The organism is Dyadobacter sp. CY345, from assembly GCF_021502725.1.
GTDB lineage: Bacteria > Bacteroidota > Bacteroidia > Cytophagales > Spirosomataceae > Dyadobacter.
The window spans coordinates 66,904-91,362 of record NZ_JAKFFS010000008.1; the positions used below are offsets into that span (position 1 = coordinate 66,904).

The window sequence follows — 24,459 nt, forward strand, 5'->3', positions numbered from 1 at the left end:
GAATTATGTAATCTGAATTTTAATATTGTTGATATATTGAATCGAGGTTAGAGCTGTTATTTTAGCCAAAATTCTCGTTTTAAAACCATCAAAGCTTTTTGCGTAGTTTCGTCTAATCATAAACTGGTCGCAAAGTTGTGAAAAAAGTGTTTCTATCCGTTTTCTGGTTTTCTAAAAACAAAAGCTTGCTTTTTGTAGTTTTTTTATTGTCCCTCATTGGCGTCTCCAATCGAATATTTACGGATTCAAAAAAGGTCCAGTTGTTGTTGATTTGATATATATCCAAGATCTCCAAGTAAAACAATATCAGTTGGTTGAGATTTTACTTCCTTTAAATACGCGATATCATGAACATTGGCCTTAGTAATTTCGATAAGGCCAAAAACACCAGTCATTGAGCATATCCCGTGCAATTTATATCCATAGAACCTGGTATTTTGAGACGCGCAGTAACCTTTCTACAGCGCTGTTTCAAAAGTCTCTTTACATATTTTAGCTCTTTTATGTCCAGCCATTTTATACTCAAATTCAGTATATTAACCCAATATGCATCCTTCGATTTTCGCTAATTCATTTCACCCAATGGGTTAAAGAATACAAAGTTGCGGCTGATGCGGCCCTTCAAAAAGCGGGTAGGTTTGCTACATGCAAAATATACGATGACGGCTTAAAACGCCTTTTCAGCGCGTGTGAATTTTATTCTGATGCGTTACGCAGAAATTTTACTTACATATGCAGAATCAAAAATTGAGCTCAATGAAATCGATGCATCGGTTTTAAACGCGATTAATCTGGTAAGAAGAAGAGCCGGACAGCCTGATGCTGTTACAGGAACTCAGGCACAAATGCGTCCGCTGATTCGCAGGGAACGCACGGTTGAGCTTGCTAAGGAAGGTTTTCGCTGGTTTGATATCGATCGCTGGGACATTTCTTCCATTGTGATGCCACAGAAAGTAATGGGTATTGCGAAAGATCCGGCGGTTGTGGCAGCGAAACCAAATTTCAAATTAAACACAGTACATCTAAATAATATTAGGACTTATGCCGAAAGTGAAAGTGTCCGGATGGTAAGGGAAATTCGTTATTGGTATCCCAAATTGAACCTGTTGCCTGTTCCTCAGTCCGAGCGTGACATTAATCCCGCACTTACACAAAATCCGGAGTGGTAAAAATCCGAGATCTATTTGCTTAGATCTGCCAGATATTAAAACACTGGCAGATCTGAAATATTATACAGTAAATTTGAATTATGAATCGTAGAAATTTCATTGAAAATCTGACGTTGGGAAGCGGTGTTATGGCCACAGCGTCTTTAATAACATCGCCTGCGACAGGGCAACCGGTACAAAAGGAAGTTGTAAACGGAAAAGTAATATTAACCTCAGACTTGGTCATTGCAGGAGGTGGTCTTGGTGGCTGTGCATCAGCTATGGCTGCGCTGAGAAATGGACTTTCCGTTATTTTGACGGAAGAAACGGACTGGATTGGTGGACAGCTAAGTCAGCAGGGAGTTCCGCCGGATGAGCATATCTGGATTGAAACGCATGGGGCTACTCAGCTTTACCGGGATTTCAGGAACAATGTCAGAGATTATTACAAACGTAATTATCCGCTTACGGATGAGGCAAAGGCTCGGAAAAATCTGAATCCGGGAGACGGCTCGGTCTCAAAACTTTGCTACGAGCCCAGGGTTGCCGTCGCAGTGCTAAACGATATGTTTGCGCCTTACCTCAGCAACGGGAAACTTAAACTACTACTTGAACATAAGATTGTTGGAGCAGACGCCAGCGGAAACCAGGTTAAAACGCTGGAAGCGATTAGTTTGATCAGCAAGCAAAAGTTGATATTGTCGGCGCCATACTTTGTGGATGCCACGGAATTGGGCGATCTGCTTCCGCTGACTGGTACTGAATTTGTGACAGGCGCTGAATCAAAAAGTGAAACGGGCGAGTTGCATGCGCCGGAAAAAGCGGATCCAGAAAATAATCAGGCTTTCACGGTTTGTTTCGCGATTGATTTTGTCCCGGGTGAAAATCATGTGATTGAGAAACCCAAGGAATATGATTTCTGGAAAAATTTTGTCCCGAAAATGTCAAAACCCTGGTCAGGGAAATTACTGGATCTTGCATATTCAAACCCTAAAACGCTTGAACCAAAATTGCTGGGTTTTCATCCGGAAGGGATTAGTATGGGTGAAAAACTAAATCTATGGAGTTACAGAAGAATTATCAATAAGGAGAATTTTAAAAAAGGATCTTACACGGGAGATATCACGATTGTGAACTGGCCGCAGAATGATTATTTTCTGGGAAATCTGGTAGGAGCAAGTGAAAAGGATTTTAACAAACATTTTGAACGTGGCAAACAGTTGAGCCTGTCACTTCTCTACTGGCTGCAAACCGAAGCGCCTCGTCCTGACGGAGGAAAAGGTTGGCCTGGAGTCAGGTTAAGAAAGGACATTATGGGAACAGAGGATGGGTTGGCGAAATATCCCTACGTCCGCGAATCCCGGAGAATCAAGGCTGTCTTTACTGTTAAAGAAGAGCACGTTGGGGCTGATAACCGTTCTTTGGTCACTGGAAAAAAAGCAGAGAACAAAGCTGCGGAATTTTACGACAGTGTTGGCGTTGGTTACTACCACATAGATCTGCACCCGAGTACGGCCGGAGACAATTATATCGATTTCGGCTCGCTTCCATTCCAGATTCCGTTGGGGGCACTTCTTCCGAAAAGTATGGAAAATCTCCTTCCTGCAAACAAAAACATCGGTACCACACATATTACCAATGGCTGTTACCGCCTGCATCCGGTCGAATGGAGTATCGGCGAGTCGGTAGGTTTGCTCATCAAATATGCTCTGGACAAAAATGTCATCCCAAGGGTGGTGCGGGAAAAGCGCGACTTACTGACTGATTTTCAGATTTTTATACGTAAACAGGGAATTGAAACAAAATGGCCTGAATAGAAGAAGATACCAGCATGCTAATTTCCTTTTGCGTATCAAGCAATGAATCCAATTCGGCTTATCTTGTTGCTAGCTTTAGCATTTACTTTATGAGAATAGAGTAAAATATCAAGTTTTGTTATTTTTGAAATAGCTATTCCTAAAAACTTAACCGCTTTAACTTTTGAGCACAGTAAAATTATTCAGCGGATTGTTTCTTACAGGTGCGCTGGCATCCGTAACGGTATTCAATCTTTTTACAGATAAAAATCCAGGTAAATTTTATCCGGAAAACAAAACATACGCTAAATCCGAAAGCCCGGATAAATCACAATTCATAGGAAAGGCGTTTGCCGACACATCAGCACCGGACAGCAGCCGTTTTACGCACATGATGCTTGCGCAGGGGCTGGACGAGCCTATGGAAATGGCTATTTTGCCTAATCTGGATGTTGTGATCGTTGAACGTAAGGGGGCGGTGAAACTTTATGATGCGGAAGAAAAACAGATTAAAACGATAACACATTTTAATGTTTTCAGTGGTATTGAAGATGGTTTGCTAGGTGTTGCCGTAGATCCTGAATTCGATAAAAATCACTGGCTTTATTTTTACTACGGTGTCGGTGGAAATAAAAATGTAAGCAACCTTGAACGATACGAAATGACGGATGGTCAGATTGATATGGCCTCTAAAAAAGTATTACTTGAAATTCCTACGCAGCGGACATATTGCTGCCATTCAGCAGGTTATCTGACCTTTGGTGCTGATGGATTGCTTTACCTTTCAACTGGCGATAATACAAACGCAGAAGAAATAGAAGGACATAACCCGACCGATGAGCGCCCGGGCAGACGGTTGTCGGATGGTCAGGGTACGACAGCAAACAGCAAGGATTACCGCGGAAAAATATTGAGAATCAAACCTGAGGCAGATGGTACCTATTCCATTCCGGATGGAAATCTTTTTCCAAAAGATGGCTCGACGGGTTACCCGGAAATTTACGTGATGGGCTGCCGAAATCCGTTCCGGTTGTCGGTGGATCCAAAAAATAACTTTGTGTACTGGGGGGATGTCGGGCCGGATACCAATGTTCCGGCAGAAGAGAATTTTTTAAGTTATGATGAAATCAATCAGGCGCGAAAGCCGGGCTTTTTTGGTTATCCTTATTTTTTAGGAAACAATGAGGGATTTCCAAAATATGATTTTGAAACAAAAAAAGAAGGACCAAAACAGGATCCATCGCATCCTGTAAACAATTCACCCAACAATACCGGAGTTAAAAATTTGCCAGCTGCACAGCCTGCGATGATATGGTATGGCAAAGGTGAGTCTAAACGTTGGCCGATGGTGGGAAAAGGTGGCGCGAGTGCTATGGCAGGACCAGTTTATTACAGCGATTTGTATCCCAATGCAAAATATAAATTGCCGGCATATTATGACGGCAAACTATTTATCTACGAATGGATCCGAAAATGGATTATGGCCGTGACGCTGGATAAAAATGGAAATTACGAAAGCATGGAGCCGTTTTTGCCAGATTTGAAAGTGATCGCGCCGATGGATATGAAAATAGCACCGGACGGGGCAATCTATATGTTAGCGTATGGAACCAACTGGTTTGCAAAAAATACGGATGCAGGTCTGATACGTGTTGAGTATTCGGAAGGAAATCGTAATCCGATGGCAGATATTCAGATTGATAAACAGTATGGTGCCGCCCCGATGACGGTTTCTTTTTCCGCAGAAAAGTCCCGGGATTATGATCCGGGCGATAAATTGAGCTTTGAATGGAAAATAGGAGCAAAGAAAGTTTCCGGATCGAAAGTGAAACATGTTTTTACCAAACCAGGAATTTATGATGTAGCACTAACCGTTTCTGATCCGCAAGGTGGAAAGGGTATCGCGACCGTGCAGGTTAAAGTAGGAAATACACCGCCCGCAGTTTCTATAACCAGCACCGCTAATAAGAGTTTTTACTGGGACAATACAATTTTTGATTATAAAATAAATGTAAAAGATGCGGAGGATAAAGCAATTGAAAAATCAGCCATAACAGCTTCTTTTAATTATCTGCCTTTTGGTAAGGATCTGGCGTCGGCATTATCGGGAGCTAGTCATGGAAATGTTAAATATGCGGCAACAGAAAAACTGTACGCCTCTCTTGACTGCAAGGCCTGCCATACTATGGATACCAAATCGATTGGGCCGGCTTTAAATGAAATTGCGAAACGTTATGCTGGAAAAGAGGGCTCTGACAAGAAACTTGCCGACAAAATTATTAAAGGCGGAAGTGGCAGCTGGGGAACCTATCCGATGCCGCCGCATATGGATTTACCTGAAAAAGACGCACTTGAAATTTCCAGATATATTCTTTCGCTTGGAGAAGAAAAAAAACAGCTTCCGCTTGACGGCAGTTTAAAACTTACTGAACATGTTGGTCAGGGTAAGGAAGGAGCTTATGTGCTTTTAGCAGGATATACTGATAAAGGTGCTAATGGTATTGAGGCACTTAGTAACAGCAGCCATATTGTGCTTCGAAATCCACTTATTCAGATGGAAGATTATGAAGAGGGTAGTGCGAATGTTGTGATTGCGACCTTGAATACCGGTTATGTTTCATCGATCTGGGGTAAGAACGGCAAGTATGTCAGCTTCAAACAAATCGATTTTACTCATATCAAAAAAATAAAGATCCGGTTACAGGAGCAGGGTGCTGGCGGTTTGATAGAAGTCAGGCAAGATACTGAAAAAGGTACCCTGATCGGAAGTTTACCGGTATCTGCCGGTCAGCCCAAAGATGTGAAAACAGACTGGAAGGAATTCGAGATCAGCCTGAAACCCACAACTGGTATTCATGACCTGTACTTTACTTTTTCAAATCCTGGTAAAAGCCAGGTCGGCCTGTTTTTTCTTGACTGGATTTATTTCGAAAATTAATTCTGCGTTCTACCATGCCTTTTAATGGCAAGATTTTGTGATCTAGCTATGTAGGTTACTAAAAAATAGATAAAATTTCTAATGTTATGTAATAGGTCAAACAGAATTATACAAAAATTCTGTTTGACCTATTTTCATTGGTATACTGTGGTGAGCAATATTATTAATATTCAGCTTCCATATGATGTAATTTTTTAAAATCACGATTGGTGTAAAATTGACGACTTATCTTCTAATATAAAGTCGAAGCTTGATAGTCACCGAGAAGTAAATTGCATGAGCCTCTAATTAAAATAATATTTTTTTTGCTTCTGTATAGAGTGGCATTTCTGAATTTATTTCAGGAAATCCGAGGTGAATATTAATTTATATTCTTCAAAAAATTCAACTTGAAAATTTACTACTTTCCCGATTTTTACCTTAAAAATGTAAATTTAGTGGAAAAAAGTACGCTGAAATTTAGATTTTTCGGCAATGACAACGTTCCCGATAACGGTTGCATAGAAAAACTTGTAATGCACCTTGCTTATCTTTTAAAAGCTCTTTTACTTACAGTCAAGGCGATTTTAATAATTAATACTATTCCCGGAATAGTTCAATTGATTTTTGGATCCTTAAATTTCACCTGTAAAGCAAATGAGCAGTTTACTATCTTCTAATGAGGTTTTGGTCGAGCGTCTTCGCGAAGGTGATCAGATCGCTTTCAAAGAGATCTATTCCAGATTTTGGAAAAAGCTTTTTTCCATTGCTCTCAAAAAGGTCAATGACAGCGCTGTTGTTGAAGGTATCGTGCAGGATATATTTTTAAAACTTTGGGAACGTAAGGAGTTGCTGAAAATCGATAATCTGGAAGCTTATCTGGTGACTGCGGTTCGGTATGGTTGCATTAATCATGTGCGACTTTCTATGATGCACGAAAAGTTCGAGCTGCATGTTCATAATTACCATGCACAGGAAATTAGCTGCACCGAGGAACAGATGGATTTTACAGATTTAATGGACTGTGTGGAAAAAGTACTTCGTTCGTTTCCTGAAAGTTCTCAGCAGATTTTTCGTATGCATCGAATCGAATGCCATTCTGCCAAAGAGATCTCCCTGCAACTTGGCATCCCGCAAAGAACCGTTGAACTGCGTCTAAGTAAAGTAGTCCAGACCCTGCGGATCTACCTGGACGAATACCTGTAAATTCATATTTAACTATCAGTCATAAATATCGTTTGCTTTTTATATAATAAATCAAAGATAATTTTATACCAACGAATCTTTTTGTATGAATATTTATTGAATTTATAAAATTTTTGCGGTGTGTTGTTCAATTGTTCGACTGTATGGTTAGCACCAGTAATCCATAACCAGAAAAATGAGCCGTCAACAGTTTTCACACCTGCTTCAAAAGTACCACAGGGGGGAGTGCACACCGCAGGAAAAACAGTTTGTCGAAAACTGGTTCGGTTTGCTTGATGATGAGCCGATGGGAAATGAGCGGGAGCCGGACTGGCAAGTGCTTGAAGAAAAGATGTGGGATCAGCTCCATATCAAAATACAAGAATCGGAAGGGCAGAAAGGCGGCCCTGCGTCTTCCGGGAATATGCGCTTTTTCTGGTTGGGACTGGCAGCCTCAATAATCGCCATAGCTTCGGGAGTCATTTTGTACCGCCATCAGGCAATGACCCTATTTTCAAAAAATAATACTGATTCATCTGCATGGTCAGAAAAGAAAAATACGTCGGATTTTAATGAAAGATTCCAACTCGAAGACGGTAGCATTATTGATTTGTCACCCGGTAGTTCTGTAAGATATCCGACACATTTTAGTGGAGAGAAAAGAGTTGTTTTTCTTTTAGGAAAAGCTTTTTTTGATATTACCAAAATTCCTGAAAAGCCATTTTTTGTTTATTCTGATCATATGGTGACCCGGGTTTTAGGGACCCGGTTTTATGTAGAGGAACAGAAAGGTATCGAAGCGCCTCAGGTAGAAGTCGTCTCCGGTGCCGTTGCAGTGTATGAAAATACAAAAGAGAATACGGCACAGGGTAATAATGTAATCTTAAAACCAAATCAAAAGACCAGTTTTTTTCCCGGCGAGCACAAGTTTGTGACCAGCCTGGTTGCGGAGCCACAAATCATTGACGATTCAGTTAACAGCGGCCGTTTCAAATTTTATAACACACCACTCTCCAAGGTGCTGGACAACTTACACACATCTTATGGGATCGATATCATCCTGGAAAACAGGCAGATGGCTACTTGTCCATTAACGGCGAATCTTACGGGACAGCCGCTTTACACACAGCTTGATATTATATGCGCCGCGCTTAACGCCAGCTATAAAATTAAAGGAACTTCCATTTTTGTTGCAGGCAAAGGCTGTAACGATCATCGCATTATCATTAAAACTTAACCGGGAAACATATGTAAAGCTAAATGCTCATAATCGAAAAACGCTGGTCATGCAGCGAACATGAACCAGCGAATACTACAAAAACGCCCTGTGTAAGACAGCGAATCAAAGCACATGGGTCAAGCTCATTTTATCAAAAAACCAATTAATAAAACTTTTTAAAGGTATGAAAAAAACAGAACCTTTACTTTTTCAAACTAACCGACAAATGACAACGCTAAATAAATTTAGCCGGTTGTTTTTAAGTGCGGTGATCTTAATCTGGTGTCTGGTTGGGATACAGGCACAGGCATTTGCACGGCAGGAAATTACTGACCGACTAGTTACAGTGAAAGCTGAAAAACAGCGATTTGAGGACGTATTGAACAGTATTGAAAGTCAGACCGGAGCCAGAATTGTTTATAGTTCCAAAAGAATTAACGTTAACCAGCCAGTTACGATTTCGGTTGCAAGTAAAAAATTAGGGCAAGTGCTGACTGAACTTCTGGTTCCAATGAACCTTTCTTATAAGCTGATTGGAGGGCAGATTGTGCTTGATGCGAATTTGCCGCAAAGTATCGAAAATGCTCCAAAAGCACCAGCTGCAAGAAAAGTGTCAGGTACAGTAACAGATGAAAAAGATGCCACTTTGCCAGGCGTAAGCGTAGTTATTAAGGGTACGCAAAAAGGAACGCTCACAGATGTGAACGGCAAATATGAAATTGAAATCGCTGACGAGCAGACGACGCTGGTTTTCAGTTTTGTAGGGTATGTTTCGCAGGAAATCATTGCATCAAACCAAAGTGTTATTACTGTAAAATTACAGCCGGAAGATAAATCTCTGGAAGAAGTTGTTGTGGTTGGTTATGGCACCCAGCGGAAAACGGAAGTAGCCACAGCGGTAGGAAGTATTGAGGGAGCTTCCATTGCAGAAAGAGGAACTGTCAGTCCGTTGCAAGGGGCGCAGGGACAAATTGCTGGGGTCGATATTTCAGCGGGTTCTGGCCGTGCGGGTTCAGGATTTGCCGTGCAGATACGTGGTCAGAATTCCCTTGCAGGCGGTCAGCCCTTATTCGTTGTTGACGGAGTCATTGTTTCGGATATCAACTTTTTGAACCCACAGGATATTTCAAAAATGGATGTGCTTAAAGATGCTGCATCTACGGCAATTTATGGGTCAAGAGGTTCGAACGGGGTAATTTTGATTACAACAAAAAACGGAAGATCTATCAAAGGAGGAGGCGCTACGATTTCTTATGACGGGTATGTAGGTGTGAAGAAAATCGCGCGCTTGCCCAATTTTATGACCGGGCCCGAGTTTTGGGAATATCGCCAGAACACATTTATCTCTCCTGAAATTATTGCCGGCCGGGAAAATTATGATAACACGATCGGGTCGCTGGGAAATCCAGTGGTATTGGAGAGAATTGCAAACAATGATTACACCGATTGGCCAAGCTTGGTTCTGAAAGATGGTAAACAATCCAATCATTGGCTAACCGTTTCTGGTATGAGCGATAATGGTTCAATCCAATATCTGATCGGGGCCGGTTATCAGGGAGAAGATGGAAACCTGCTGAACGAGACGATGGATCGTTACAACTTCAAAGCGAGTGTTGATGGCAAAATCAGCAAAAACTGGTCAGCCGGTATGAGCTTCAATTTTTCATTAACTGAAATAGAAAGAGGCAGTGACGATGCAGTTAGAAACGCCTTTAACATGGCACCGTTTTTCAGTCCATACAATCCCGATGGAACATTAATGTTCCGCCCGGGACAAATTCCTGTTCCAAATTCCACAGTTGTTTCAAGTTACACAAGTACTGTAAATCCGCTGTTGGAAATTCCGAATTCTGAAAATAATACCCGCCGCAGTTTTGGTGTTGGAAATATTTTCCTTCAATATTCTCCGGTAAGCTGGATTGATATCCGTTCTACATTTTCGCCAAGTTTGAACTTTCAGCGTAACGGACGTTACTGGGGTTCGCTTACTGGCGTCGGCGCAGGACTTTTGGCTGATGCAGAAAGAGGAAATGAGCAGTCGTTAAGTTATATCTTCGACAATATCGCGACAATCCGGAAAACCTTTGGTGAGCATAATTTTACATTCACCGGACTTTATAGTATGCAAAAAAACAGGTACGAAAGCGACGGACTTCGTGTGAACGATTTGCCATTTAATTCATCATATTATAACCTGGGTTCATCAACCAATCGCCAGTCGGGAACAAGTTCATTCAGCCAGTTTTCGATACTTTCTTATATGGCCAGGCTGAATTATGTGCTAAAAAATAAATATTTCCTGACGGTAGCAACCCGTTGGGATGGTTCGTCAAAATTGGCGGAAGGCCAGAAATGGTCAACATTCCCGTCGGCTGCAATTGGATGGCAATTATCCGAAGAAAATTTCTTGAAAGAGGTAAATCAGTTGTCAGACTTGAAACTCCGTTTGAGTGCCGGGGTAGCGGGTAACAATAACAACATCAGCGCATACGAAAGTAATATGACGCTGGCTGATCCATCTTTTTATGATTTCGGAGGAAACACAGCCTTGGGTTATGGACCAAGCCGGCTTCCGAATCCTGGCCTGACCTGGGAGCGTACAACAGAATTTGACCTTGGACTTGACTACGGGTTTTTCCGGAACCGCATAACTGGTACCATTGATGTTTATAACAAACTTTCAAAAGGTATTTTGATGAACCGTAATATTCCTTTGGAAACGGGTTGGTCGTCTATTAAAGATAACGTGGGTTCAGTTCGTAACCGCGGGATTGAGTTTTCTATCCGTACGCTGAATGTCAGAGCGAAGGATTTTACCTGGACAACATCCTTGAATTTTTCAAGAAACCAGAACTCGATCGTGAATTTGCTTGACAAGAAAGAAGATCTGGTTGGGAACTGGTGGTTTATTGGTCAGCCGATCAATGTGAATTATACTTATGTATTTGACGGAATCTGGCAGGAAAGTGAACGTGCGGATGCTGTGACATATGGTCAGCTGCCGGGACAGGCCAAGGTAAAAGATTTGAATAACGACGGCAAGATCAGCAGCGCAGATGATCGTCAGATTATCGGGCAAAAAGATCCGAAATGGACAGGCGGGTTTTCAACGCAGGTGACCTTCAAAAGTTTCGATCTCTCGGCATCGCTTTTTGCTCGTCAGGGCATGCAGGTTTACAGTGCCTTCCATAGCAATTTCTTAAATTATAGTGATCGTGGTACCAATAAGATTTACAACGATTATTATATGCCGGTCAATAAAGTGACACAGGCAAGAAGCTCAAACACTTATCCGCAGCCTAACAATGTCGGACCATACTGGGCTGGTGTGAATGGTGTCGGTTATTACAGAGATATTTCTTTCGTAAAAGTTCAGAATATTTCGCTGGGTTATACGCTTCCCTCAGGTTTGATCAAGAAAATCGGAATCAAGGATCTGAGAGCTTATGTCAATGTTCTAAATCCTTTTATCTGGACAAAATTCGATGGATTTGATCCGGAATCGGCGAGTGGGATTGATGCTTCCAGCAGCACAAACGTAAGTAATACAACGACTGGAAATATCAACAACACAGGCCCATCTACGATTACTTACCAGTTTGGTCTGAACCTTAAATTTTAACCGTTGAGATGAAAATGAAAATTTCAAATATAACTGCATTGGTCCTTGCGCTGTTCTTTCTGAGCGGCTGCAGCGATTATCTAAAAGAAGAAAATAAATCAAACATTATTTCTGATGAATACTATGCCACAGCAGAAGGTTATGAGAAACTGATCAATGCGTCGTATTCAACGCTGAGAACCGTTTATGCTGACCCATGGGTATTTTGTGCCGGTACTGATATGTATGTTGAAGGCCGTACGCAGCAACCCGTTGGCCTTAGCGAATACCGTAACCTGATTGCTGATGACGCGGAAGTCCTGACTTTTTATACCAGTCTTTACAAAGGTATTCAGATGGTCAATACTGCACTTTATTTTAATGACAAAACGGCTCAAACGGCGACGTTGGGTGCCAGAAAAGGGGAAATGAAATTTTTGCGGGCATACTATTACTTCCTTGCCGTGCAGACTTTTGGTGGGGTAGGGATAGTAACGGATCGCTTCACGGAGCCAGTCGATGTGTTTAAAAGAGACGAGGCATCGGCTGTTTATGAATTTATTATTAATGAATTAAACGAAGCTATCGAATTGGTTCCTGAGACCGTTTCAAACGCAGAATTTGGTAGGGTTACGAAAAGAGCTGCGCGACACATGCTGGCGAAAGTTTACCTGACGCGTGGTTATGAAACTTTCGCAGGAGCAGACGATTTTAAGACAGCGGCTACGCTTGCTGATGCGGCGATCAATGGTCAAGGATTAACCATTTCCTTCGAGGATCTTTTTTATCCTGGAAAGGATATCAATAATGAAGTACTGTTTTCAATTCAGTTTGCTCCGGGATCTCTACCAACTGAAACAAGCGGCGGAAACACCCAGGCAGCATACTTTGGACCCTATTTCGGCGGTCAGGGTGCTGTGCTTGGTTATCCTTACCGAACTTATGCCCTGACGCCAACGATGTATACTTTTGATCTTTTCACAAAGGAGGATGCGCGTTTTGATGCAACTTTCATGATCAACTTTTACGCGCGTTATTACGATTATTATACAAAAAGTACTGAGCGGAATTCGCTGGTTGTCCAGTATTATTACGCGCCAAAATGGATGAATAGCCCGGCCGATATTGCCGCATGGCGCGCCGCTGACCCTGCCCGCAGAGAAAAGACGATTGTTTATCCATATTCAAATGAATGGGAAGCGAGCCGTACTGTTGTTCTGGATAATTACACGCCGTCGGTGAAGAAGTTTGATGACCCAAATTCTCAGTTTGGTGCAAATACGAGTACTAGGGATTTCTTCCTGGCGAGACTGGGAGAAACCTATCTAATCGCAGCAGAGGCATATTTTAAATCAGGAAACAACGCACTTGCTGCTGAGAGAATTAATACAGTCAGAAAACGTGCTGCCAAACCAGGCGTGGATCTGAGCATTCAGCCAAGTGCAGTCAATATCAACTTTATTCTGGATGAACGAGGCCGTGAACTTGTAGGGGAGTATCATCGCTGGTTTGATTTGAAAAGAACCGGAACGCTTGTTGAGCGCAGCAAAGTTTATAACAAGGATGTTAAGAAATGGTTTACATCCGGTATTGATCCTTTTGCCGGCGTGGGTGGCGCTCTTAAAATTCTGAGACCAATTCCGAACCGCGCGCTCGATCTGAATCAAGGAGAGTTCGCTCAGAATCCAGGTTATTAATTTCTTGATGCCGGTGTGGTTTTGCAACTCCACCGGCATATTTTCTTAGAGCAACATCAACTTCGAAGCGATGATATTTTTCAAGACAAATTATAATAAAAAACTGGTATGTGCTGGCTTTCTCGGCCTGGCGGCAATGGGTGCTTATGCACAGGGAAATACGCCATACAGCTGGACGAATCTTCCAACAATACAACAGCCGGTTTTCAAAACGGATACTACGAATATTATTTCTCTGGGTGCGAAAGCGGATGGGGTAACGCTGAATACAAAAGCCATCAATGAGGCAATTGACAACGTTAGCAAAAAAGGTGGCGGCGTAGTTTTAATTCCCGCAGGGCTGTGGTTAACCGGCCCGATTGAAATGAAAAGTAATGTGAATCTGCATTTGAAAGAATCTGCGACACTGCTTTTTACACCTGACAAATCACAGTATGGATTAACGGAAGGTGTTTACGAAGGGAAAACAGCTGCGCGGAATCAGTCGCCCGTTTCCGGGAAAGATCTTGAAAATATCGCTATCACCGGAAAAGGAGTTCTGGATGGAAACGGCGATGTCTGGCGGGCGGTTAACAAAGGGCAGCTGACGGAAAGTCAATGGAAAGAAAAGATTGCAAGCGGAGGCGTTTTAAAAGACGATGGAAAGGTCTGGTACCCTTCTGAGCAATTTAAAAATGCTTCCGTGACTGGTAAAAGTATGCTGATCACGCCAGGGAAATCGCCGAAGGATTTTGCTGATATGAAAGATTTTCTTCGCCCGAATCTGGTGGTTTTTACAAATTGTAAAAAGATATTACTGGAAGGTGTGACATTTCAAAATTCCCCTGCCTGGTGTCTCCATCCGCTGATGTGCCAGGATATTACCATGAGAAATGTTCGCGTAAAAAATCCTGAGTATGCCCATAATGGTGATGGGATGGATATCGAATCCTGCAAGAATTTTTTGATCGAAGGCTGCGTGCTTGATGTGGGTGATGATGCCATTTGTATAAAGTCGGGTAAGGATGAAGAAGGCAGAAAACGTGGAATGCCAACTGAAAATGGTGTTATTAGAAATAATATTGTTTATAATGGACATGGTGGTTTCGTGGTCGGAAGTGAAATGAGCGGCGGTGCGAGAAATATTTTTGTCGAAAACTGCACGTTTATGGGCACTGACAAAGGACTTCGTTTTAAGTCGGTACGCGGGCGTGGCGGGGTGGTGGAAAATATTTTTGCCAGAAATATTTTCATGAAAGACATCGCGCAGGAAGCGATTTTCTTCGATCTATACTACTTCGTTAAATTCGCCACGGACGGCGAACGCGATCAAAGTCCTGTGGTCAGTGAAAGCACGCCGGTTTTTAGAAATATGCGTTTTGAAAACATTGTTTGCAACGGTGCCAAAAAAGGTATTTTCGTGCGGGGACTTCCCGAAATGCGGGTTAAAAATATTCACATGGAAAATATGGTGATGAAGGCGGATAAGGGCGTTGAATTGATAGACGCAGATAATATTTCCATAAAAAATGTGAAACTAATTACTGACGAAACAAATCCAGTGATCTTGATAGACAACAGCGGCGACCTGACTTTCAGTGGTATAGAATATAATCAGGATAGCGATCTTTTATTATCTGTTTCTGGAGATAAAACGGGTTCCATAAGAATGGATCATACTGATGTTTCAAAAGCGAAGAAAAAATCTGAATTCAGCAAGGGTGCTGCTGAAAAGAGTCTGGTTATTTCAAAGTGAAAATATTAAATTTCTTCGGTGACAGTATTTCAGGTTTTATGAGAAAGTTTATTCTGGCAGTATCTCTTATATGTTTGTCAGCCAGTGTTCAGGCGCAGCGTATTTCAAAGGTTTGGGTGGCTGATCAGGGCGATGGGACATATAAAAATCCGGTTCTTCATGCAGATTATTCAGATCCTGATGTATGCCGGGTCGGTGATGATTTTTACATGACGGCATCAAGTTTCGATGCCGTTCCCGGTCTTCCAATTCTGCATTCGAAAGATCTGGTCAATTGGGAATTGATCGGCCATGCACTGAAAAGACAAATTCCGATTGAGCATTTTGAAAAAACGCAACATGGAAACGGCGTTTGGGCACCGGCAATACGTTATCATAAAAATGAATTTTATATCTATTATCCCGACCCTGATTTTGGGATTTATCTAACAAAGGCCAGCAGCCCAACAGGTCCGTGGAGCGCGCCTGTCTTAGTAGAAGACGAGAATGGGCTTATCGATCCCTGTCCGCTCTGGGATACGGATGGCAAGGCATACCTGGTCCATGGCTGGGCAGGAAGCCGCGCCGGAATCAAAAGTATTTTGACTGTTAAAAAGTTGAACGCAGCGGGAGACAAAGTTTTGGATGAAGGCGTGATCGTTTATGACGGGCACCAAACAGACCCAACCGTTGAAGGACCAAAGTTTTACAAGCGTAACGGATTTTATTACATTTTTGCTCCTGCCGGAGGAGTTTCCACAGGCTGGCAGTTGGTATTGAGATCAAAGAATGTTTATGGCCCTTATGAGCGTCGTGTCGTCATGGATCAGGGAACCTCACCTATCAACGGCCCGCACCAGGGAGCATGGGTGGATACGAAACCGGTGAATGGAAAATCTCAGGATTGGTTCCTGCATTTTCAGGATAAGGATGTTTACGGTAGGGTAGTACATTTACAACCGATGAAGTGGGTAAACGACTGGCCGGTTATCGGCGAGGATAAAGACGGTGATGGTAAGGGGCAGCCCGTACTATCTCATAAAAAGCCAGATCTTGGGCAGCAGTATGACATAAAAACACCAGAAGAGTCTGACGAATTTAATGCGTTAAATCTTGGTAAGCAGTGGCAATGGCAGGCAAACCCAAAAGGTATCTGGTTTACAACAAGTGCTCAGGGTTTTCTAAGATTATATTCCTACAAGCCAGCTTGGGAGGCCAAAAATTTATGGAGTACACCTAATATTCTACTACAAAAATTTCCATCCGAGCAATTTGTAGCAACAACCAAAGTGCTCTTTACTCCAAATCCAAAACTTGAAAATGAAAAGACGGGCCTGGTTGTAATGGGACTTAGTTACGCCGGTTTATATCTCAAAACTACAAAAACGGGTATTGAACTTACGCAGGTAGTTTGTCAAAAAGCGGCAGAGGACAAACCTGAAAAAGAAACAATGATAGCAAAGTTGAAAACCGGCGATCCGGTATTTCTTCGTGTTCAGGTTAGCAAAAATGGAATTTGTCAGTTCAGTTACAGTATTGATGGACAGGATTACAAAATTGCCGGTGATACTTTTAAAGCAGAACCGGGAAGGTGGATCGGCGCAAAATTAGGAATTTTTTGTTCGAGAGATACCCAGACCAATGATTCCGGATATGCCGATTTTGATTGGTTCAGAGTTGAAGCTGCAAAATAATTCGAAGATATTTTTTAATGATTTCGGAATGAAACATGTAGTGTTGGTATTTATTTTGGTCTGTTCCAGCAAAATATTTGGCCTTTGCCAGATCAGGCCGACCGGCACCCCCGATAGCAGCTTTTCGGTCAGGAGTGCTTATGAAAATGATAGAAAAAACTTCCCTCAGCTCACACTTGCAGATTCTTCAATGCCGGAAAATGTACAGGTTTTTAAAAATCTGATTTATACAAAAACAGCTGCCCAAAATCTGGCTCTGGATATTTACACATCGGCGGGTAAGCCTAAAAAAGTTGTCCCGGCAATACTGATGATTCATGGCGGAGGGTGGCGCTCGGGTGACAGATCTCATAATAATACTCTGGCCCGGCAGCTTGCGGCAAAAGGTTATGTCACAGTCACAGCCAGTTACAGTTTATCAACGCATGCGCTTTATCCGCAAGCAGTGTTTGATATCAAAAATGCAGTCAGGTGGATGAGGGCAAATGCCGAAAAATATGGGATAGACACTTCCAAAATTGCGGTTTTAGGGTTTTCGGCAGGAGGGCAGTTAGCAGCGCTTGTAGGAACAACGAATGGAAATATACTTTTTGAGAAAGAAAATCAACATCCAGCTATGTCCAGCCAAGTGCATGCGATAGTTGATATCGACGGGACCCTGGCTTTTATCCACCCGGAATCAGGAGAAGGCGATGACTCAAAATCAATATCCGCTGCAACGTACTGGTTCGGTTATTCGAAAACTGAAAAACCTGAACTGTGGGAGCAGGCTTCTCCGCTAAATTATGCAGGAAAAAACACGCCGCCAATACTTTTTATTAATAGTTTAGTTAGCAGGATGCATGCTGGTCGGGACGATATGATTGAAAAATTGAACAGTTTCAACATCTATTCAGAGGTAAAATCCTTTCCGGAAGCGCCTCACTGTTTTATGTTTTACACACCTTGGTTTGAGAAAACGCTCACGCATGTTGATCATTTTCTCAAACGGGTTATGGATATTAAGCAATAACTGATTCAAACTGATTTGAGCCGTTATTGCCTAATTTAACTGGAAGTTAGTCCGGTGGTGAGATTCAAAAATTGTCACCTCAATATTCAAATTCCAGCGTTTGCGGTTTGCTCAGTGGAAGTCGTGCCTGAACAATCAATGTTCTTGGATAGCCGTTTGTGTTGTACTCGTACTTATAATCGGTGATGTATTCTGATCCATCTTCTGCCAGCCTTTTCTCTAAAACAATATTATTCGGGCTGAGAGCGTCAATTGACACCAGCTCAAAGTGTAACCCTAGCTTAAAGAAAGGATTTGGGTTCGTATCGTACTCGTATTTTACTATGCTCACTTTACCCGGTTTGTCACGGGAAGTCCGCCTCGCTTCGACGATATTGTGGCTGGCATCCCGTAAATAAGTATAGATGTAATCTGCCTCTTTTTGATATTTCGTTGTATTTGTCTGTTTGCTGATAAATCCATCTCTGTCAAATTTGAATTCGCTTAAACTAGTGTTCTTTAAAGAAGGGTTTTCAACTGTCAAATTTCTAACCGAATCGTTCAGGATCTCATTGAAGGTAATGTTGTAAAAGGGTTTAAAATCATCTGAGACCCAACCGCCCTCGCCAGAGAATTGTGCAGAGACCACATTAAATGACTTGGCGATACCATTTTCCTGCAGCAAAGTTCTTGTCGCCCAAAGAGCAGGCTTGTCAAAAAGAAGGTAATTTTTTTCCTGAAAAAGAAAATCTCCTTCGTATATATATTCGGTTACGAGTTTACCGCCGGAAAATACTTTTTGTAATTTAACATCAACGGCTTGACTACCAAATGGAGCTTGCTGTTTTGATATAACGTCCGGATTCGGAGTTGGGTCAGACTTGTCGTTCTGATTACAGGAAATGACCAGAAACAGGATTAAAAGGAATAAAGCATTTTTCATAGCGGAAGTAGTTTTTTGTATAAGTAAATATATTATTTTTTCTGGTCTTCATGAGGTTACATCTAAAAAAGATTGTATTTGGAACTTACATCGTCATATCTGATTAAACCCGGCAATTTTTGGACTTCTGGTGATCGATATAAACGTCACACTTACAAGGTGCACTTAATGAATTATTAAATTTTGTTAAAAATAACCGTAACTTGCGTAGTTTAATATATAGAAAAAATTCGATGCAAATTGACGTGGCGGACAATCAGGAGAAGGAAAGACTAAACGCACTGAAAAGTTATGATATCCTGGATTCTTTACCGGAAGAAGAATACGATGATATTACCAGACTTGCTTCTGAAATTTGCCAAACTCCCATTTCACTAATCAGTCTCCTGGATGATAGCAGACAATGGTTCAAATCGAATCATGGCTTGCAGGTTAGGGAAACACCGATTGAATACGCCTTTTGCTCTCACGCCATTTTAAATCCAAACGAAATTTTTATTGTACCGGATTCAAGAAAGGACCCTCGATTTTCCGGAAATCCACTGGTTACAGGGGAGCCATACGTAATATTTTATGCCGGTGTGCCTCTTGTGGATAAGAATGGGTTTCCGCTTGGGTCACTGTGCGTGATTGATAATGACGCCAAAGAATTATCCGATCAGCAATTGTTATCCCTTCGTGTGTTGGGCCGGCATGTGGTAAATCTGCTTGAAATGAGAAAGTCTAATAAGGCATTGAATACAATAAAATGTCTTTTAGAACAGCGAAATAATGAGCTTGCTAAGACTGAGGAGTTGATCAAAAGTCATATCAATCCGTCGCTCGTATCAATTACCCAACAATTAAAAAGTGCAAGGGACATAATTGCAAATTTTCAGCATACCAAAGACGAAACTTTGCTGGAGAATGTTATTTCTACCCTTGATGCTGTTCAGGTTAAATGCGATACCCTGAACAAAGCTATAAACTGACAATATGTTATGAACCGCCATTTCCTTCTTTGACCTGGCTTGTGAATTCATCCGAAGGTTTAAAATATGGAATGATTTGAGCGGGTACATGAACAGTAGCTTTAAGTTTAATGTTCCTGGCCGTTTTAGCAGCTCTTTGTTTGTTGATGAAACTTCCAAAGCCCCGGAAGTAAATATTATCACCATTGCTCATAGAATCTTTTATTGTGAGAAAAAGTGATTCAAGAATTTTCTCCACTTCTTCCTTTTGTATTCCTGTCCTTTCTGAAATGCGGGCTGTTAGTTCTGCTTTCGTCATTATGGCATAAGTCTTTTGAAAGTGAATTTATTAGTAAATGATATGCGAATTACTACTACTTTTTAATTTTTTGGAAATATAATTAAATATCAACGTTTATGGATAACACTTTTGAATTAGATGTGAATTTTAACGGACAAACGTTTGAATTTCAGGGAGAATTGATAGTTAGTGGCTACTTGCATAAAATTCAGCTGGACGTAAATGGAACGATCGTTTCATTTGAACCCGACGAAGAAAGGAATTATAGAGCATTGATGTCAATCGAGGATCTGAAGGAAAATGATATCCCCGTAGATTTGCTCAGGGCAATAGCGCTGCGCCTGGATTCTTTACTTGGCTAAATTATTACTCATTAGTAAATCGTGGCTATCCCAGAAAAACACTCACGTGCGCTGGGGTGATCATCAGAATTGAAACGCTTCCTAGAAATTATTTCCTGTTAACGAGTATCAAACTACCCAAACAGATCGTCGCTTGGGGAAAACTGTACTTGACGGCGAATATGGAACAAACATGATTGAGAGGCTTCCGATATCGGCCTTACATATAAGCTAAAACGTTAATCTTGATTGAAATAGTAGATATTATAAGAAATAGTCATTCATCAATTGCAATGATGCGGGTTGAATGCATGATTATTTAGTGGCAACGGCATAATCACTAAAATAATATCAATGAAACTGCATTCTATAATTATCGCATCAGCATTTATCCTATTTTCGACCTATGGTTTCGGTCAGGATGCTGACAATCAATCTGTGAAAGAGCTTAATGAGCAGAAGCAGAACATCGAAGCCAGTAAAAAACTAAATGAGCAGAAAATCCAGTTGGCAGAATTGGAGAATGAATTGGCCAAGAAAAAGGAAGATGCTGTAAAGGCTTCGACAGATGCACAGCAGGCTGCTAATGAAAATAAAGAATTTGCTGATAAACTTCGTCAAAATCCGAAGGACAAAAAACTGGCCAACCAGGCGAGTAAAGCGGCGCGGAAAGCTGAGCGTTCTGCCAGGTCTGCGAACAAAACAAATGAAAACCAGGAGCAATTGACAAAGGATATTGCCTCACTCAGAGAGAAAATATCTCAGTCTGAAGCAGAAGTAACCGCGGCTCCGGCACTTTCCGGGACTGCAACTGCTGGTAATTTGAGCCAGGGTGCTGTAAACAATAACTTAGCAACAACAACGCAGGCTACTCAGCAAAATGCTTCCGGCCAGGTTGTGCAGCGAAATTTTAACGTCGATTCTTTAATGTCGTCAGGCTCAACACAAAACATTACTGAAAAGGTATTGGAATCAACGTACCGGAATTATCCGCCTCAGCAAGGTCAGCCATCAATAATCATTAACAATATTATCATCCCTTCTGATTATCAGAGACCACAAAATCAGGGAATGGTGCGTCAATCGGCGCAACCAGAGCGGCAAGACCGCATACGCGATGAGGATTATGAAGACTACAGAGCCTGGTTGAGAGAAAGAAACAGGAAACCAGCGAGGCAACAGCTTGCCGCGGAAGAATCGCGAGCATCTTCTGATCGGTTGACATTTAAGGAGCGTTTTGGTGAAAAACCGGCGCGAAATTCAGGTCTTTGGGTAATTCCTGTTGTTGGAGTTCACGCTTCAAATTTTAAAGCAGATATTCAGGATGGCGAGGCTGACGGCCGTATTGGCTGGAATGCTGGTCTCGATTTTCGAATCCATACAAAGAGATTTTTTGTTCAGCCTGGTGTTCATTATTTTAGTTCTTCGATGCGCTTTACCAGTGAAAGCGAAGTCTCGAATGCACCATTATTGTCAGGCCCGAGAATTCAGTCATTACGTGTTCCTTTATTATTAGGGCTTTATCTGACAAAAGCGAACAAAGGATTTTTTAAGATGAATATTAAAGGCGGAGCAACAGGATCATATTTATTAGCTGTCGATAACAACGACCAGAACGCGTTTAACGAAGACAATATTGAGGAGTTTTCTTACGGTCTTAATGGCGGAATAGGATTGGAATTTGGTCTGATCACGCTTGATATCTCGCATGAGTGGGGAATTACTCGTTTGTTTAAAGATAGTGATATGAAAAATAATATTCTGAGAGCCACGATTGGATTGAAGCTATAAAGTTTTTGTATAGTCGTTACCGGGATTTGTATTCTGCCTAGCAGTATCCAAATCCCGGTTTTTTTATGCCTGATAAATATTACAAAACAAAACAACAATAATAATTGAACGCATACACATAGTTCTACGAATTTATCTTAAATTTGGCATGATTCTTGTAGTATATATTTGATTAATGAAATGTAAAGCTCCTTTCTTGTTTGCTGCCAGATGCTTCCATTCCATTAGTTTTATTGCATCCCCACATATAGTAGACAGTTCTCACCCTGTTTTTCTATCATCGTTAGTTAATTTTTATTTGGTATCGACTTTCAGTCTGCTGTACAATTTGCAGTATGCGGTTTGTAGAATCTGTAATAAAAATTCTCTAAGCATCGTGTGTCGCTCTTCAGGGCTTCTGGTTACCGCATTTCGTTCAAAAACAAATTACAAATTCTATCAATTTATTATGAGAAACTTTTCAAACTTTATTTTATTAATGCTTGCCCTGTCTGTCCCAATTGTAAACAGCCAGGCTCAAACTGCACCCGTTATCGGAAGCCCAGCTAGTACATTTACACTATTTACGTCTGCCGGAGCGCTGACGAATACTGGTGAGTCCGTTGTAACCGGAGATATCGGAACAAACGCTGGTAATTACTCAGGTTTCAATGGGTCAGTTCTCATAGGTACTTCACATGTCGCTGATGGCATATCAGCAGCAGCAGTTCCGCAGGTGGCAGAGGCATTTACTTCATTTGATGTTAATGCATGCCCGGCTCCAATTTCCCCTACGCTTGGAAATGGACAGACTTTAACGGCCGGAATTTACTGTGTTGGTGAAGCTGCTACGTTAACAGGAAATTTGACGCTGGACGCCCAGTCTAATCCTAATGCAGTCTTTATTATCAAGATTGGAGGGGCTTTGACGACAGCGGCATTGTCAAATGTTCTGCTTACTAACGGAGCTCAATTGTCAAATGTTTACTTCAGAATCGATGGTGCATTAACAACAGGAACAAATTCATCATTCAGAGGAACAGTGGTTTCTTCAGGAGCCATTGAATTTCTTGATGGAGCCAGCTTTCAGGGGAGAGCGCTGACAACGGCCGGTGCAATTACGTTAAACAACAATCAGGTAAATGGAGAAGTCCCTCTCCCTGTTGTATTAACAAAATTCAATGCCGAACGTTCTGAAAATGAGTCAGTGTTAATTTCGTGGAGCACTGCTTCTGAGACAAATAGCGAACGGTTTGAGGTGCAGCATAGCGTTAATGGTAAGGAATGGAAAGAACTTGGATTCGTTGCAGCAAAAGGTGAAAGTGCTGCTATATTAAGCTACACTTTTGCTCATGCGAAGGCGTCAAGAGGCTCTAACTATTACCGTTTGAAAATGGTAGATAAAGATCAGACATTTGCATACAGCCGGATCAAAAGTATCGAATTCCGACCAAATGTTTCAGTTGTGATGTACCCAAATCCTACGCCTAACAGTGTGACTCTTATGGTAGAAGATATTGAACAGGTGCAGCGTATTCAGCTAATCAATATTTCGGGTATCGCTGTTTTTGACCAGCAGAAAGCCGGATTGACTAGTCTTGGGAGTCAGATTGATATGAAACAGTATCCTGCTGGCGCATATGTTGCCCGGGTAACAGCTGTGAACGGTTCAATTTCTTCGGTTAGAATTGTAAAGCTTTAATTGGCAGATCGCGGAATCTTACCCGCCTTACATTTTAAGTTCAAAAGGCCTGACAGGAACAGATTATCGTTTCAGTCAGGCCTTCTGGTTTTCTATCTATTAGTTTCACAACAGATATTAGAATTCGATTATCGGGTAAAAAATAAAAGGCCCGGAAGCCCAGACCTTTATCTAAATATTTCTCACCGCCCGAAGGCTTGTAGTAAAAGTACGACAAAAAAACGGATTGTACTATTAGAATAATCGGTAAACGTAATTCTTGTTTTGTCAGCCATGAAAATTTGCTAAATAAACAAGATATGTTACCATTAGTAACCTTAACGTCGATATTTTAGCAACCTTTTTGTAGGATCGGTGACAATATTGTAAGGTCACATTAATATTGAATGTTTGCATTTATTTAAGATTTTAAGATACGGAACTAGCTTAATATTTGAATTGTAGATTATAGGATAACTTCAATTCCGATATTTATATACGCTACCAGAAA

At 41.5% G+C, this 24,459-nt stretch carries 16 protein-coding genes and 1 pseudogene; 14 read left to right on the plus strand and 3 right to left on the minus strand.

Annotated elements, in window-relative coordinates; all coding sequences use genetic code 11:
- Positions 1-3: 3 nt before the first annotated feature.
- Positions 4-518: pseudogene (locus L0657_RS27070) on the minus strand (IS982 family transposase); the annotation flags it as partial.
- 171 nt (positions 519-689) lie between these two features.
- Between L0657_RS27070 and L0657_RS27075 the strand changes: the two are divergent.
- The 10 genes from L0657_RS27075 to L0657_RS27120 all read left to right on the plus strand — a co-directional run bounded on the left by L0657_RS27075 (position 690) and on the right by L0657_RS27120 (position 17,983).
- Entirely contained in the window at positions 690-1,169 is a 480-nt protein-coding gene (locus tag L0657_RS27075) for a RagB/SusD family nutrient uptake outer membrane protein (RefSeq protein WP_310588308.1), read from the plus strand.
- Between the two features lie 80 nt (positions 1,170-1,249).
- Positions 1,250-2,965 (plus strand): FAD-dependent oxidoreductase, encoded by a 1,716-nt coding sequence (locus L0657_RS27080; protein ID WP_235153996.1) that lies wholly within the window; start codon positions 1,250-1,252, stop codon positions 2,963-2,965.
- Between the two features lie 163 nt (positions 2,966-3,128).
- Positions 3,129-5,882 (plus strand): PQQ-dependent sugar dehydrogenase, encoded by a 2,754-nt coding sequence (locus tag L0657_RS27085; protein ID WP_235153997.1) that lies wholly within the window; start codon positions 3,129-3,131, stop codon positions 5,880-5,882.
- 636 nt (positions 5,883-6,518) lie between these two features.
- On the plus strand, positions 6,519-7,067 hold the full coding sequence (locus L0657_RS27090; RefSeq protein WP_235153998.1) for a sigma-70 family RNA polymerase sigma factor: 549 nt from the start codon (positions 6,519-6,521) through the stop codon (positions 7,065-7,067).
- A gap of 175 nt (positions 7,068-7,242) precedes the next feature.
- Entirely contained in the window at positions 7,243-8,283 is a 1,041-nt protein-coding gene (locus tag L0657_RS27095) for a FecR family protein (protein ID WP_235153999.1), read from the plus strand.
- A 166-nt stretch (positions 8,284-8,449) separates the two neighbouring features.
- The gene (locus L0657_RS27100; protein WP_235154000.1) at positions 8,450-11,887 is read left to right on the plus strand and encodes a TonB-dependent receptor; all 3,438 of its coding nucleotides are present in this window, start codon (positions 8,450-8,452) and stop codon (positions 11,885-11,887) included.
- 14 nt (positions 11,888-11,901) lie between these two features.
- Positions 11,902-13,563 carry a RagB/SusD family nutrient uptake outer membrane protein gene (locus tag L0657_RS27105; protein ID WP_235154001.1) on the plus strand — a complete coding sequence of 554 codons (1,662 nt, stop codon included), beginning with the start codon at positions 11,902-11,904 and terminating at the stop codon, positions 13,561-13,563.
- Between the two features lie 70 nt (positions 13,564-13,633).
- The gene (locus L0657_RS27110; protein WP_235154002.1) at positions 13,634-15,298 is read left to right on the plus strand and encodes a glycoside hydrolase family 28 protein; all 1,665 of its coding nucleotides are present in this window, start codon (positions 13,634-13,636) and stop codon (positions 15,296-15,298) included.
- A 38-nt stretch (positions 15,299-15,336) separates the two neighbouring features.
- Positions 15,337-16,971 carry a glycoside hydrolase 43 family protein gene (locus tag L0657_RS27115; RefSeq protein WP_235154003.1) on the plus strand — a complete coding sequence of 545 codons (1,635 nt, stop codon included), beginning with the start codon at positions 15,337-15,339 and terminating at the stop codon, positions 16,969-16,971.
- Between the two features lie 28 nt (positions 16,972-16,999).
- A complete protein-coding gene (locus tag L0657_RS27120; RefSeq protein WP_235154004.1) occupies positions 17,000-17,983 on the plus strand; it encodes an alpha/beta hydrolase in 984 nt (327 codons plus the stop codon).
- A 79-nt stretch (positions 17,984-18,062) separates the two neighbouring features.
- Here the strand turns inward: L0657_RS27120 and L0657_RS27125 are convergent, their stop codons facing one another.
- Positions 18,063-18,905, minus strand: coding sequence for a hypothetical protein (locus L0657_RS27125; protein WP_235154005.1), 843 nt, complete (start codon positions 18,903-18,905; stop codon positions 18,063-18,065).
- Positions 18,906-19,138: 233 nt separating this feature from the next.
- On the opposite strand from L0657_RS27125, the gene L0657_RS27130 reads away from it, so the two are divergent.
- Positions 19,139-19,876: a GAF domain-containing protein gene (locus L0657_RS27130; protein ID WP_235154006.1), complete on the plus strand. Its 738-nt coding sequence runs from the start codon at positions 19,139-19,141 to the stop codon at positions 19,874-19,876.
- A gap of 7 nt (positions 19,877-19,883) precedes the next feature.
- Here the strand turns inward: L0657_RS27130 and L0657_RS27135 are convergent, their stop codons facing one another.
- Positions 19,884-20,174: an HU family DNA-binding protein gene (locus tag L0657_RS27135; protein ID WP_235154007.1), complete on the minus strand. Its 291-nt coding sequence runs from the start codon at positions 20,172-20,174 to the stop codon at positions 19,884-19,886.
- A gap of 98 nt (positions 20,175-20,272) precedes the next feature.
- On the opposite strand from L0657_RS27135, the gene L0657_RS27140 reads away from it, so the two are divergent.
- The 3 genes from L0657_RS27140 to L0657_RS27150 all read left to right on the plus strand — a co-directional run bounded on the left by L0657_RS27140 (position 20,273) and on the right by L0657_RS27150 (position 23,969).
- Complete coding sequence (locus L0657_RS27140) at positions 20,273-20,518, plus strand: hypothetical protein (protein ID WP_235154008.1); 246 nt, start codon at positions 20,273-20,275, stop codon at positions 20,516-20,518.
- A gap of 333 nt (positions 20,519-20,851) precedes the next feature.
- A complete protein-coding gene (locus L0657_RS27145; RefSeq protein WP_235154009.1) occupies positions 20,852-22,288 on the plus strand; it encodes a porin family protein in 1,437 nt (478 codons plus the stop codon).
- Positions 22,289-22,736: 448 nt separating this feature from the next.
- The gene (locus L0657_RS27150) at positions 22,737-23,969 is read left to right on the plus strand and encodes an ice-binding family protein (protein ID WP_235154010.1); all 1,233 of its coding nucleotides are present in this window, start codon (positions 22,737-22,739) and stop codon (positions 23,967-23,969) included.
- Positions 23,970-24,459: the final 490 nt, after the last annotated feature.

What these genes read in the sequence shown, in the direction of transcription:
- L0657_RS27080 (WP_235153996.1), top strand. Translation starts at nt 1,250, where the DNA reads ATGAATCGTAGAAATTTCATTGAAAATCTGACGTTGGGAAGCGGTGTT.
- L0657_RS27090 (WP_235153998.1), top strand. Translation starts at nt 6,519, where the DNA reads ATGAGCAGTTTACTATCTTCTAATGAGGTTTTGGTCGAGCGTCTTCGC.
- L0657_RS27095 (WP_235153999.1), top strand. Translation starts at nt 7,243, where the DNA reads ATGAGCCGTCAACAGTTTTCACACCTGCTTCAAAAGTACCACAGGGGG.
- L0657_RS27100 (WP_235154000.1), top strand. Translation starts at nt 8,450, where the DNA reads ATGAAAAAAACAGAACCTTTACTTTTTCAAACTAACCGACAAATGACA.
- L0657_RS27105 (WP_235154001.1), top strand. Translation starts at nt 11,902, where the DNA reads ATGAAAATTTCAAATATAACTGCATTGGTCCTTGCGCTGTTCTTTCTG.
- L0657_RS27110 (WP_235154002.1), top strand. Translation starts at nt 13,634, where the DNA reads ATGATATTTTTCAAGACAAATTATAATAAAAAACTGGTATGTGCTGGC.
- L0657_RS27115 (WP_235154003.1), top strand. Translation starts at nt 15,337, where the DNA reads ATGAGAAAGTTTATTCTGGCAGTATCTCTTATATGTTTGTCAGCCAGT.
- L0657_RS27120 (WP_235154004.1), top strand. Translation starts at nt 17,000, where the DNA reads ATGAAACATGTAGTGTTGGTATTTATTTTGGTCTGTTCCAGCAAAATA.
- L0657_RS27125 (WP_235154005.1), bottom strand. Translation starts at nt 18,905, where the DNA reads ATGAAAAATGCTTTATTCCTTTTAATCCTGTTTCTGGTCATTTCCTGT.
- L0657_RS27130 (WP_235154006.1), top strand. Translation starts at nt 19,139, where the DNA reads ATGCAAATTGACGTGGCGGACAATCAGGAGAAGGAAAGACTAAACGCA.
- L0657_RS27135 (WP_235154007.1), bottom strand. Translation starts at nt 20,174, where the DNA reads ATGACGAAAGCAGAACTAACAGCCCGCATTTCAGAAAGGACAGGAATA.
- L0657_RS27140 (WP_235154008.1), top strand. Translation starts at nt 20,273, where the DNA reads ATGGATAACACTTTTGAATTAGATGTGAATTTTAACGGACAAACGTTT.
- L0657_RS27145 (WP_235154009.1), top strand. Translation starts at nt 20,852, where the DNA reads ATGAAACTGCATTCTATAATTATCGCATCAGCATTTATCCTATTTTCG.
- L0657_RS27150 (WP_235154010.1), top strand. Translation starts at nt 22,737, where the DNA reads ATGAGAAACTTTTCAAACTTTATTTTATTAATGCTTGCCCTGTCTGTC.